Annotated in this window: 10 protein-coding genes; 3 read left to right on the top strand and 7 right to left on the bottom strand. The window is 65.3% G+C overall.

The features are described 5' to 3' along the window. The first annotated feature begins 46 nt into the window (after positions 1 to 46). Positions 47 to 1,453 (top strand): F0F1 ATP synthase subunit beta, encoded by a 1,407-nt coding sequence (atpD, locus tag HOP03_04270; GenBank protein NOT87379.1) that lies wholly within the window; start codon positions 47 to 49, stop codon positions 1,451 to 1,453. Positions 1,454 to 1,570: 117 nt separating this feature from the next. Next, positions 1,571 to 1,993: a F0F1 ATP synthase subunit epsilon gene (locus HOP03_04265; GenBank protein ID NOT87378.1), complete on the top strand. Its 423-nt coding sequence runs from the start codon at positions 1,571 to 1,573 to the stop codon at positions 1,991 to 1,993. 139 nt (positions 1,994 to 2,132) lie between these two features. Here the strand turns inward: HOP03_04265 and HOP03_04260 are convergent, their stop codons facing one another. After that, positions 2,133 to 2,516 (bottom strand): GtrA family protein, encoded by a 384-nt coding sequence (locus HOP03_04260; GenBank protein NOT87377.1) that lies wholly within the window; start codon positions 2,514 to 2,516, stop codon positions 2,133 to 2,135. Beyond that, the gene (locus HOP03_04255) at positions 2,513 to 4,531 is read right to left on the bottom strand and encodes a hypothetical protein (protein NOT87376.1); all 2,019 of its coding nucleotides are present in this window, start codon (positions 4,529 to 4,531) and stop codon (positions 2,513 to 2,515) included. Before HOP03_04255 ends, HOP03_04260 begins: the two co-directional genes overlap by 4 nt. Positions 4,532 to 4,623: 92 nt before the next feature. On the opposite strand from HOP03_04255, the gene glmU reads away from it, so the two are divergent. Then, positions 4,624 to 5,994 carry a bifunctional UDP-N-acetylglucosamine diphosphorylase/glucosamine-1-phosphate N-acetyltransferase GlmU gene (glmU, locus tag HOP03_04250; GenBank protein NOT87375.1) on the top strand — a complete coding sequence of 457 codons (1,371 nt, stop codon included), beginning with the start codon at positions 4,624 to 4,626 and terminating at the stop codon, positions 5,992 to 5,994. A 299-nt stretch (positions 5,995 to 6,293) separates the two neighbouring features. On the opposite strand, the gene HOP03_04245 is transcribed toward glmU, so the two are convergent. The 5 genes from HOP03_04245 to HOP03_04225 all read right to left on the bottom strand — a co-directional run bounded on the left by HOP03_04245 (position 6,294) and on the right by HOP03_04225 (position 12,630). Continuing rightward, positions 6,294 to 7,607, bottom strand: coding sequence for an ATP-binding protein (locus tag HOP03_04245; GenBank protein ID NOT87374.1), 1,314 nt, complete (start codon positions 7,605 to 7,607; stop codon positions 6,294 to 6,296). A gap of 4 nt (positions 7,608 to 7,611) precedes the next feature. After that, positions 7,612 to 8,955, bottom strand: coding sequence for a sigma-54-dependent Fis family transcriptional regulator (locus HOP03_04240; GenBank protein NOT87373.1), 1,344 nt, complete (start codon positions 8,953 to 8,955; stop codon positions 7,612 to 7,614). Positions 8,956 to 9,220: 265 nt separating this feature from the next. Further along, entirely contained in the window at positions 9,221 to 10,432 is a 1,212-nt protein-coding gene (locus HOP03_04235; protein NOT87372.1) for an FtsX-like permease family protein, read from the bottom strand. Positions 10,433 to 10,517: 85 nt separating this feature from the next. Further along, on the bottom strand, positions 10,518 to 11,837 hold the full coding sequence (locus HOP03_04230) for an FtsX-like permease family protein (GenBank protein NOT87371.1): 1,320 nt from the start codon (positions 11,835 to 11,837) through the stop codon (positions 10,518 to 10,520). A gap of 70 nt (positions 11,838 to 11,907) precedes the next feature. Beyond that, complete coding sequence (locus HOP03_04225) at positions 11,908 to 12,630, bottom strand: ABC transporter ATP-binding protein (protein ID NOT87370.1); 723 nt, start codon at positions 12,628 to 12,630, stop codon at positions 11,908 to 11,910. Between the last annotated feature and the right edge of the window lie 65 nt (positions 12,631 to 12,695).

The following is a 12,695-nucleotide window of genomic DNA, read 5'->3' as shown; positions in this document are numbered from 1 at the left end:
CGTCGCTCCTACAAAAACAGCAATCGAAGTTCCAGAGGACACAGTGATGAGCAACCAGGGCAAGATCGTTCAGATCATCGGCGCCGTCGTCGACGTCGAATTCCCGCGCGAGAGCGTGCCGAAGGTGTACGACGCGCTGAAGGTGCAGAACACCGAAATCACGCTGGAAGTGCAGCAGCAGCTCGGTGACGGCGTGGTGCGCACGATCGCCCTCGGTTCCACCGACGGCCTGAAGCGCAACCTGATCGCCGACAACACCGGCCGCGGCATCTCGGTGCCGGTCGGCATCGGCACGCTGGGCCGGATCATGGACGTGCTGGGTCGTCCGATCGACGAAGCCGGTCCGGTGAAGTGCGACACCACGTGGGAAATCCACCGCGCAGCGCCTTCGTACGAAGACCAGGCTTCGACCACCGAACTGCTGGAAACCGGCATCAAGGTGATCGACCTGATGTGTCCGTTCGCGAAGGGCGGCAAGGTCGGCCTGTTCGGCGGAGCCGGCGTGGGCAAGACCGTGAACATGATGGAATTGATCAACAACATCGCGACCGAGCATTCGGGTCTGTCGGTGTTCGCCGGCGTCGGTGAGCGCACCCGCGAAGGCAACGACTTCTATCATGAGATGCAGGAGTCGGGCGTCGTCAACGTCGAAGAGCATGCCAAGTCGAAAGTGGCGATGGTCTACGGCCAGATGAACGAGCCGCCGGGCAACCGTCTGCGCGTCGCGCTGACCGGTCTGACCATGGCCGAGTACTTCCGCGACGAAGGCCGCGACGTGCTGCTGTTCGTCGACAACATCTACCGCTACACGCTGGCCGGTACCGAAGTGTCGGCGCTGCTCGGCCGCATGCCGTCGGCCGTGGGTTACCAGCCCACGCTGGCCGAGGAAATGGGCGTGCTGCAGGAGCGCATCACTTCGACCAAGTCCGGTTCGATCACCTCGATCCAGGCCGTGTACGTGCCTGCGGACGACCTGACCGACCCGTCGCCGGCCACCACGTTCGCCCACTTGGACGCGACCGTCGTGCTGAGCCGCAACATCGCGTCGCTGGGTATCTATCCGGCCGTGGATCCGCTCGACTCCACCTCGCGCCAGCTCGACCCGAACGTGATCGGCAACGAGCACTACGACACCGCGCGCCGCGTGCAGTCCACGCTGCAGAAGTACAAGGAACTGAAGGACATCATCGCGATCCTGGGCATGGACGAACTGTCGGAAGACGACAAACTGGCCGTGGCCCGCGCGCGCAAGATCGAACGCTTCTTCTCGCAGCCGTTCACGGTGGCCGAAGTGTTCACCGGTTCCAAGGGCAAGTACGTGTCGCTGAAGGACACCATCCGCGGCTTCAAGATGATCTGCGACGGCGAATGCGACCACATGCCGGAACAGGCCTTCTACATGGTCGGCGGCATCGAAGAAGCCGTGGAAAAAGCCAAGAAATTGGCCGCGTAATCGTGTCCCCTCCCCCGCGTGCGGGGGAGGGTTAGGGTGGGGGCGCCGCGCCCGCACCCTCACCCCAGCCCTCTCCCGCATGCGGGAGAGGGGGACAAAGAAGAAAGGCATTTACTCATGGCCACCATCCGTTGCGACATCGTCAGCGCCGAAGCCGAGATCTTCCACGGCGAGGCCACGCTCGTCGTCGCCACCGGCGAGCAGGGCGAACTCGGCATCGCGCCGCGCCACGCCCCGCTGATCACCCGGTTGAAGCCGGGCAAGGTCGTCGTTACCCAGGCGAACGGCGAAGTGCTGGACTTCGCGATCTCCGGTGGCATCCTCGAAGTGCAGCCGCAGGTCGTGACCGTGCTGGCCGACACCGTGGTACGTGCGCAGGACATCGACGAAGCGGCAGTCCGCGCGGCGATGGAAGAAGCGCAACGCGCGCTGCAGCACAAGGATCCGAAGATGAGCGCCGAAGAAGCGCAGACCCAGCTGGCGATGAGTCTCGCCCAGCTGAGCGCGCTGGAGCGCCTGCGCAAGAATCTCAAGCACTGATTCGACGCATCCGCGATACCGAAACGCCGGCGCAAGCCGGCGTTTTCGTTCGTGCTTCTGTAGGAGCGACGGAAGTCGCGACCGCTTTCCGAAGCGTTTCCGCTGCCGGTCGCGACTTCCGTCGCTCCTGCAAATGCCTTCAGGCCTTGTAGACCCAATGCCGCGACAGCACGAAGCCGAACACGCCGAGCACCATTTCCACGGCGGGCTTCGCCAGCCACGCCCACTGCAGGCCGAAGACATCGTCGATCTGGCCCATCGCCCAGGTGCTGGCGGCGGTGGTGCAGAGCCACATCAGGACGAACCGGCGCAGCTGCGTACCGCCGATCCGGGTATCGTCGCCGGCGAAGGTGAATTTGCCGTTGAGCCAGAATCCCAACACCGCGCCGCTGATGCGCCCGCAGATGTTCGCCGCTTCGACCGCCATGCCGAGATGGCTCAGCATCACCATCACGCCCCAGTCGAGCAGCCACTGCACGCCGCCGATCAGCAGGTAATGCCGGCCTTGCCGATGCAGGCTCATGGCGAGACTTCGCCCGTTGCCGCCGGTCGACGCCACAGCTCGAAGGATTCGAGCGTCGCATCGCGTTTCGCGCCAGCGCGCGCAAGCCCAGCGCGCAATGCTGGAGTCGCGGTATCCGTATTCAACAGCACCCAGCGGATACGTTCCCGCGCAAACAGCCCGGTCCAGGCGGCGCCGGAAAGGTCGCCATTCGCGCGCAGCGCCGCTGCCGCCAGCGAAGGATCATGCGACGACAGCGCGCGTCCGCGTCCGCCGAGTTCGGCGATGAAACCGCGCGCGGGATCGGTGGCGAGCACCAGACCGGTGTCGTCCCGGGGCAGTCGGCGCAGCAGCACACGCTCGGGCAGATACGCCTGCAGTGTCGCGGTGTCGTCGAAGGGACTGCGGATGGTGCGTTTCAGTGCGGCCGAGTGATGCAGCCAACTGGCGTTGGCCTGATACGCGAGGTTGAGCACGCACACGCCAACGACGAGCCAGGACAACATTCGGCGGCCGAGTGCTATCTCGCCGCCGATCGGCAGCAGCACCGCCAGCAGCGCAACGCCTGGAAATGCATAGCGCGCGTACTGCATCGGCATCAGCGGCAACAGCACGGTTGCGGTGACGGCGAGCATCAATATGCGTTTTCCGGGGCGAAACAGCTGCAGCAGCCACAGCCCCGAAAGTGCGGTCAACACGAAGCCGAATCCGCCGTCCCAGCCCTCGACGTAACGCGCGGTATCGAAGGTGATCCGCCACGGCAGATCGGGCCTGAAGCCGGCATGCCAACGCGGATCGTTGAACTGCTCCGACGGAAAATAGGGCGACTGGAAGACCGAATTGAAGACCGGCAACACCGGATTGCCGGTCGCCAGCCACGATTGCGCGTAGCTCGACAGCGCCAGCGCTGCGAACAGAAGCGATGCAGTCGCCAGTCGACGCCATGGCCACAGTGGCCAGCGTGTCCAGCCGGCGTACAGCAACAGCGGCAGCGCGGCCATCCCGTGGACGGGTTTCAGCGCGAACAGCCCGGCGAACAGCACAGCGCCCGCCCACAGCCGTCCGGGCGTGTCGGCCACGATCACCGCCACCAGCGCCAGCGTGACGGCGGTGGCGGCGAGCTCGGTCTGCATGCCCGCAGCGATCCACGCCAACGGCGGCAGGCTCGCGAACAGCGCAAGCGATGCCCAGCGTTCGCTCGTGCTCGCGCGCAGGCTCGATGCGATCGACCATGCCGCGCCTGCAGCCATGGCCAGCCACAGTGCGTTCACTGCGCCATGCGCTTCACGGCGCGACAGCACCGATGCGATGCCGTGCAACACATCGCCGGCCCACGGCGCGAACGACCACACCTGGTACTCCGCTGCCGGCGCGTAACGCGCGTGCTGCATCAGCTGCGTGGGCAGGCCGAGGTGATAGGTCAGATCGTCCATCTGCAGCGCGGGCAACCAGCAGGCGGTCGAGGTCAGGCCGAACAGCATCACGCACAGCGCCGCCGCGCGGGGCGACGTTGCGACCGCCTGATTCCAGCCAGTCGTCGTGATTCGCGTGGCGTGCAGCAGCGCATGCCGCTGCCATGCGATCGACATCAGCAGTACAAGCGACCACAGCCACACGCTGTGGATCGGCAGCGTGATCACCCAGCCGGCCAGCCCGGCGACGACCATCAGCCCGACCGTGGCGGCCACGGCCATGCGTGCAGGCAGCGCATCGGGCGTCAGCCGCAGCCCGATCGACAGTGCGCCGAGGCCGAGCACAGCGGTCGCAAGCACCTGCAGTGGGCCGGCATAGAGCGCGAGGGCGGCACACCAGACAGCGACAAGCGCCGTCGCCCACGAGACGCGAAGCCATCGCTTCAGTGGCCACGCCAGCATCCATGCGATCAACGCCAATGCGAGCGAGAGCGCGAAGCGTTCGATCGGCAGCGCGCGCCATGTCTCATGGGCGATCAGGCCCGCGAACGTCGCCAGCACGCCAGCGGCGACCAGCAGTCGTGGCCATGGCGCAGGCGTGGCGGAAGGCGGAGCGACGGACATGCGAGGCCGATGGCGGGAATGGATGGAAAGCCGGCCGGCATCGTAGCAGCCGGTGCCGCTAAAATGCCCCGACCCCCGGCCCCGGAGTTCCCATGAGCGCACCCCTTCACGTCATCGTCCTGGCCGCAGGCGAAGGCAAGCGGATGAAGTCCGCACTGCCGAAAGTGCTGCAGGCGATCGCGGGCGTGCCGATGCTGGGCCACGTCATCGCCAGCGCGCGTGCGCTGGGACCGGCCGGCATCCATGTCGTCTACGGTCATGGCGGCGATCAGGTGCGGGCCGCGTTCGCCGATCAGTCCGATCTGCACTGGTCCGAGCAGGCGCAGCAGCTCGGCACCGGACATGCAGTGCAGCAGGCGATCCCCGGCGTGCCCGAGGATGCGCGCGTGCTGGTGCTGTACGGCGATGTGCCGCTGATCCGCAGCGAAACGCTGCAGCGCCTGCTCGATGCGCCGGGCCGGCTTGCGGTGCTTGCCGCCGAACTGGTCGACCCCACCGGCTACGGCCGCATCGTGCGCGATGCGCAGGGCCGCGTCGCCGCGATCGTCGAGCACAAGGACGCCGACACCGACACGCGTCGCATCCGCATCGTCAATTCCGGGATCATCGCCGCCGATGCCAACGCGCTGGTGCCGTGGCTGCAGCGCCTGTCCAGCGACAACGCGCAGGGCGAGTACTACCTCACCGATGTGTTCGCGATGGCGGCGGATGAATTCGTGCCTGCGGAAATAGTGACTGTCGAAGATCCGGTCGAAACCGAAGGCGCCAACGATCCGTGGCAACTGGCGCAGCTCGAACGCGCGTTCCAGCTGCGCGCGGTGCGCGCGCTGTGCGTGGCCGGCGCGCGTTTCGCCGATGTGCATCGCGTCGATGTGCGCGGCGAGGTGCTCGTCGGCCGCGATGTCGAGATCGATGCCAACGTGATCCTCGAAGGTCGCGTCGTGCTCGGCGATGGCGTACGCGTCGGCCCGTTCTGCCGATTGAAGAATGTCGAACTCGCCGCCGGCACCGAAGTGCGCGCGCACTGCGACCTCGAAGGCGCGAACACCGAAGGCGCGGTGACGATCGGCCCGTTCGCACGCCTGCGTCCGGGCACGGTGCTGGCCGACGGCGTGCACATCGGCAATTTCGTCGAAACCAAGAACGCGAAGATCGGCCTCGGCAGCAAGGCGAACCATCTGACGTATCTTGGCGATGCGGTGATCGGCGCGGGCGTCAACATCGGCGCCGGCACCATCACCTGCAACTACGACGGCGCCAACAAGTTCACCACCACGATCGAGGACGGCGCCTTCATCGGCTCGAACGCCGCACTGGTCGCGCCGGTGCGCATCGGCAAGGGCGCCACGATCGGCGCCGGATCAGTGATCAACCAAGAGGCGCCCGACGACAAACTGACCGTTGCGCGCGCGAAACAGGTGACGCTCGACGGCTGGAAGCGGCCGGTGAAGAAATCGAAGTGATCGGATGATGTGGGAGGGGCTTCACCCGGACACCTGGAGCTTCGTCAGAACATCCGGGGCTGAAGCCCGAGGCATCCCCACTTTTCCCTCGAGAAAATCAAACGGATCGATGGATTGGCGGAGACCGTCATTTCCCCGTCATTCCCGCGAAAGCGGGAATCCAGTGTTTTTGCGTTGCGCAGAAGCTTGAAAGTCACTGGATCCCCGCTTTCGCGGGGATGACGATGCTTTCTTGAAACACTCGAAAAGGTGGGGATACTTCAGGTTGAAGCCCCTCCCACACAAAAAACCGCGAAACATCAGCGCGCGGGCAATGTGAGACTCACCCAAAGCCCGCCACCATCGCGGTTCTGCAGCGCGATACGACCGCCGTGGGCTTCGATGATGTCGCGGGTCAGCGCCAATCCCAGCCCGGTACCGTGGCGTTTGGTCGAATAGAACGGCAGCAGCGCCTGCGCCAGCACCGCTTCGCTCATGCCGCTGCCGCGATCGAGGATGTCGATCCGCCATGCCTCCGGAAGTTTGCGCAGGATCAGCTGCACTTCATTGGCCGGCGAGCCGGATTCGTGCGCGTTCTTGATCAGATTCAGCAGCGACTGCTCCATCTGCGCCGCATCGATCGACACCACGCCGTCGTCGTGTTGCCCGTTCCAGGCGAATTCGACCTGGCTGCGCAACTGTTCCAGGAAACGTCCCCATGCATGAGGTTCAAGACGCGGCGCCGGCAGTTTCGCGAAGCGCGCATAGTCGCGGATGAATCCTTCCAGGTGGCGCGCGCGCTCCTCGATGGTCGCCAGTGCGATCGGCAGTCTTTCCAATTGCCCGCGTTTCAGCAGCTCCGCGCTGGAATGCGCCAGCGAGGCGATCGGCGCCAGCGAATTGTTCAATTCGTGGCTGATCACGCGGATCACTTTCTTCCAGGTCTGCACTTCCTGCCGCCGCAGTTCGGCGGTGAGCAGGCGCAGCAGCACCAGTTCGTGGCGGCGGCCGTTGAGCCGGAAGCCGCGGCGCGAGAGATGGAAGATGTCCTCGTTGTCTTCGTCGCCGACCGCGAAGATGCCGTCGCCGCCGCGCTCGAACGCGTCGCGCAGCGCCTGCGGCGTGGCTTCGAGAATCGAATCGAAGCTGCGGCCTTCCAGCCGCCGGCCTTCGCCGAGCAGTTTGCGCGCCGCGAGGTTGCCCAGCACGATGTGCTGCGATTCGTCCACCAGCACCATCGCCACGGGCGTGTTCTGCACCATGGTGTCGAGCAGCAGCTCGCGCTGCACCAGCGACAGCCGCTGTTCGCGCAATGCGTCGCCGAGCGCATTGTGGGCATTCACCAGCTCGATCAGATCGCTGTATTTGTCCCAGGTGATGCCGAAACTGAAATCGCCGTCGCGATAACTCGCCACCGTGCCGGCCAGTGCGCGGAACAGCGCGCGCATCGGCGTGACGGTGCGCCAGATCAGCGTGGCCACCAGCGTGCCGACGACCACCGCAGCGATCGCGCCCGCGGCCCATGCGGGCAGCCATTGCGTCAACAGCGCGGTCGATGCCGCCGCCAGCACGACGCACAGCGTCGCCAGCACGATCAAGCGTATCGCCAGCGGCAGGATGCGGAGCAGTTGCATACGCTCAGTCGCGCTTGATGCCGAGGCGTTCGAGCCGGCGGTACAGCGCCTGTCGCGACATGCCCAGTTCCTGCGCAGCCTGCGCCAGTACGCCGCCCGCGCGCACGAGCGCGGTTTCGATCGCAGCGCGATCCGGTTCGATGGTGTCGCCGGTCTGCGCCGTTGTCTGCGCGACCGCTGCGGGCAAGCCCAGGTCATGCACGCCGATGCGTGCGCCGCGCGCGAGCAGGGCGGCACGCTGGATGGTGTTGCGCAATTCGCGCACGTTGCCGGGCCAGCGGTGCGCGAGCAGCGCCTGTTCGGCGGCCGGGTCCAGCGATTTGTCCGCTGGCATGAAATGCCGCGCCAGCGGCAGGATATCGTCCGGCCGCTGTGCGAGCGCCGGCAGCCGCACTTCGATCGCGTTCAAGCGATAGAACAGATCCTCGCGGAACTGGCCGGCGGCGATCAGCGTCGGCAGGTCGGCATTGGTCGCGCTGAGCACGCGCACTTTCACCGTGCGCTCGCGATTGCTGCCGAGTCTCTGGAACTGGCCGGTTTCGAGCACGCGCAGCAGCTTGATCTGGCCAGCCAGTGGCAGCGTGCCGATTTCGTCGAGGAACAATGTCCCGCCATCGGCGGCCTCGAATTTCCCCTCGCGCGCGCGATTCGCGCCGGTGTAGGCGCCGGCATCGGCGCCGAACAGTTCGGCCTCGATCAGATCCGCCGGCAGCGCGCCGCAGTTCAACGCCACGAAAGGTCCGCTGCGCACATTCGAATTCGCATGCACGATCTCGGCGAGTTTTTCCTTGCCTGCGCCGTTCGGCCCGGTGATCAGCACCGGCAGATCCGAACGCGCGACCTGGCAGGCGAGGCCGAGCGCGGATTCGGTCAGCGCATCGGCGTGCACGAACCCGCGAAGCTCGTATCCGTCGAGCGCCGCGCGGCGTCGGCGCTCGCCCGCATCGCGTCGCGCCAGCTGCTGTCGCGTCTGCGACAGCTCCAGCAGATTGTTGACCGTCACCATCAGCTTGCGATCGTCCCACGGCTTGGCGAGATAATCGGCGGCCCCGGCCTTGACCAGTTCCACCGCCGATTCCAGATGCGTCCACGCGGTCAGCAGAATCACCGGCAGATCCGGGTGCCGCGCGCGGATCTCGCGGAACAGCGCTTCGCCTTCTTCACCCGAGGTGGTGTCGGTATCGAAGTTCATGTCCTGCACCACCAGATCCACCGGCGACTGCGCGAGCGCCGTCAGTCCTTCTTCCGGACCGCTGGCGATGCGGGTGTCGATATCGTGCAGCGAGAACAGGGTCTCGAGCGCGGTGGCGACTGCGGGGTTGTCGTCGATGACGAGAATGGTGGGCATGGGAGAAGCGTAACCCAGAGTGGATGGAGTACGTAGCGATGGATTGTCTGTGGCGATGGAAGCTGCGATGCGCCGAGCAATGAGCGGAACGCTTGCTGTCACGAATCCCAACGCAAGCGTGATTGCCTCCCTCCCTTCAACCGCAGGTTGAGGGGAGGGTCGGGGAGGGGTGCGCTTCATGCAAAGAACACCCCCTCCCAGCCTCCCCCTGCGCTACGCGCAAGGGGAGGAGACACGGACAGCCCGTTTAGTTGATCGTTCGCTCTCACACGCTGCGCGTTGCGACAGCCGGCGGTACCGCTGCCGCGCGCTTGGCCGGGCCGTAGACCGCGATCTGACCCAGCATCCACAGTGCGACCGCGCCCACCGGCAGATACATCGCCGGCAGTCGCGGCAATTCGTAATACGTCATCAGCAACTGGTTCAGGCCGAAGGCGCCGAGCATGCCCAGCACGATGCCGATGGATGCCAGCAGGAAATTCTCGGTCTGGAAATAGCGCAGGATCTGGCTGCGGGTGGCGCCCAGCGCGCGCCGCACGCCGATCTGCTTGGTGCGCTGCTGCACCCAGAAGCTGGCGAGACCGACGATGCCCAGTGCGGTGACCACCATCAGCGCGATGCACACCGCGCTCAGCAGCCAGGCCATCGCCTTGTCCTGTCGATAATATTCCCCGATCACATCCGTGAACGTCCCCTGGTCCATGATGATGCGGCTGCGGTTGACCTTCTCCAGCGCGGCAACTGCGGCCTTCAGCACTTCCTCGCGGCGTTCCGGGCTGGTGCGGATCGCGAAGCGACCTGCGGTGGGGCGGATCGGCAGCAACATGGAGTATTGCGCTTCGGCGGGACCGCCATTGTCGTTCGGACGGATGAGCGACTCGACCACGCCGACGATCTTGATCGGCTTTTCGCCCCAGCTGTCGTGCAGCAGCTTTCCGAGCGCGCTTTCGCCGGGAAAGAGTTTCTCCGCCATCGCGCGGGTGAGGATGGCGGACGGGATCGACGTGCCGATTTTGATCTTGCCCATGTCGACGTACTCTTCCGGCAGGAAGTCGCGACCGGCGATGATCTTCAGGCCGAAGGTTTCCAGCATTTGTTCGTCGCCGAGGTAGACGCCGGCATTCATGCTGGGAATCTGCTGGTCGGGTTTGATGCTGACCGACGAGTTCCACGACGACGAGTCGAACGGGACATGATTGGTACTGGTCGCGTATTTGACCCCGGGCACTGCGCGCAGCGCGGCCAGATCGGTCTTCACCGCCGCATCGGCATTGTCGTCGGTGCCGATGCCGGCGGTGTTGATCCTCACGATTTCGTCGTTGGCCATGCCGGTGTCGCGGGCCATGCGGTCGAGGCGGGTGCCGATCAGGAACAGTGCGTTGCAGACGATGGCGCAGCTGAGCGCGATTTCGATCACGATCAATGCCGATGCGGTCTTGTGCCGGCGCAGCGTGGAAAGGATGGGGCGGATGTCCATGGGCGGGCTCCGGAACTGCAAGAAAAAGGAAAGGGACGATACGGAGAGAGAGCGGGGTATCGCCCCTTTCGTGAAAGGGCGGCGGTTACTGCGATTTGAGCTGGATCGCCGGCGCGATCTGGCACGCGCGCCAGGCCGGCAACAACCCTGCGACCAGGCTTGCCACCAGGCTCAGCCCCACGGCAGTCAGCAGCATCGTGCTGTTGAGATGCGCGAGTTCGGCGTAGTCGGTCGGCTGCTGGCGTACCGCCCACAGACCGAGCAGCGCGAAGCACAGGCCGAGCGCGCCGCCGGCCAGACCGATCACGCCCGCTTCGATCAGGTACTGCACGAAGATCGCGCGCTTGGTCGCGCCGAGCGCGCGCCGCACGCCGATCTCGGACGAACGCCGCAGGAATTTCGCCAGCAACAGACCGATCGTATTGACCAGGCAGACGAACAGGAATCCGAAAGCCAGCCAGCCCTGCAGGCGCACGTCCTGCGGCACCACGCCGTTCTCGTCCATCCATCCCATCACGTCGTCGAGACGCACATTGGTCGGGCGCTCGAATCGGCCGGCCGCGCGCTGCTGGTCGGAATAATTCTTCAGGTACTGAAGATAGGCCGTGGCCTTGGCGGGCGAATCCAGTTCGACCCAATACTGCAGCCAGGCGCACTTCGCATTGAGGCCGTATTGGCCTTCCTTGTCTTGGTCCTGGTCGTCGGAGCCGCCCCAGCAGTTCATATTGCCGTTCGGCGACATGTCCAACGCGCGCGAGGTCCAGAACGGAATGAAGACCTGTTCTTCGCTGCCGAACCGGCTCTGGGTCAGATCGTAGAACTTCGGCTTCAGGCGCCATGGCTTCAACACGCCGATGATCTTGAACGCGTTCTGTTCCAGGCGGATCGTCTTGCCGACGCTGTTGCCGCCGCCGAACAGCTTTTCGTTGAGCTCCGAGGAAATCACCGCGACCCGCGCCCGCGCCTCATCGTCTCCACGCGTCCAGGCTTGTCCGTAGGCCAGGGGCACATCGAACATCGGAAAGAAGTCCGCGCCGGTGAATCGCGCATTCGCGATGAACGGAGCCAGGTCGTTGCGGTCGGGCTCGATCGCCACCGCGCCAGCGGTCATGATCGCCTGACGGTCGCCGCGCTTTTCCCGCAGCAACGCTTCGGCGTCGAAACGCGTCATCTGCGATTGCGGATCGTTGCCCGGCTGGTAACCGCGTTTGCTTTCCGGATCGATGCGCGGATAGAAGAGTCGTTCGCTCTTCTGCGGAATCGGATTGCCGGACAGCACGTGGAACACCGTCAGCGTGGTCATGCTGGCGCCGATGCCCAGCGCGATCGCCAGCACCATCAGCGCGGTCAGGACCTTGTTGCGCTTGAAGCTGCGGATCGCCAGCGAAACGTAGTAGGCGAGCATGCCGTTCGAAAGCACGCCGTTGGAAATCATGCCGTTCGTGGGCGTCGTATTGGATGCCATGACGATGCCCTCAGTCGGCAGTGGTGGAAGTCTGCGTGCCCGGCGCGCGGAGCAGGCTGCCATCGCTGCGCAGGTCGGTGACCATGCCGTCGACGATATGCACGTTGCGCTGCGCGCGCGCGGCGAGTTCCGGGTCGTGGGTGACCATGATGATGGTGGTGCCCTGGCCGTTGATCTCTTCCAGCAGTTCCATCACGCTGCGCGCCATCTGCGAATCGAGATTGCCGGTGGGTTCGTCGGCGAGCAGCAGGCGCGGGCTGCCGGCCAGCGCGCGCGCGATCGCCGCGCGCTGTTGCTGGCCGCCGGAGAGTTCGGACGGATAATGCTTCATGCGCGAACCCAGCCCGACCCGCGCCAGCGATTCCTCGATGCGCTTGCGGCGATCGGCCGCCGACATCCCGCGATAGCGCAGCGGCGCGTCGACGTTGTCGAACAGATTCAGATCGGGAATCAGATTGAAACTCTGGAAGATGAAACCGATCTTGCGGTTGCGCAGCTTCGAGCGGGCGTCGTCGCCGAGCTTGCTCACGTCTTCGCCATCGAGCAGATACGTGCCGCTGGTGAATTCTTCGAGCAGGCCGGCGATATTGAGGAACGTGGTCTTGCCCGAACCCGACGGTCCGGTGACCGCGACGAACTCGCCATCGCGCACATGCAGGTCGAGCGCACGCAGCGCATGGGTTTCGACCAGTTCGGTGCGATAGACCTTGGTGACGCCTTGCATGTGCAGCATGGGAAACTCCAGGAACGTTTGTGGGAGCGGCGGAAGCCGGGAATGTAGGAGCGGCGGAAGCCGCG

Origin of the sequence: Lysobacter sp., assembly GCA_013141175.1 — a bacterium.
Taxonomy (GTDB): Bacteria; Pseudomonadota; Gammaproteobacteria; order Xanthomonadales; family Xanthomonadaceae; genus Lysobacter_I.
The sequence above is the reverse complement of the archived record's forward strand: the minus strand, read 5'-3'. Positions and strand labels throughout refer to the sequence as shown.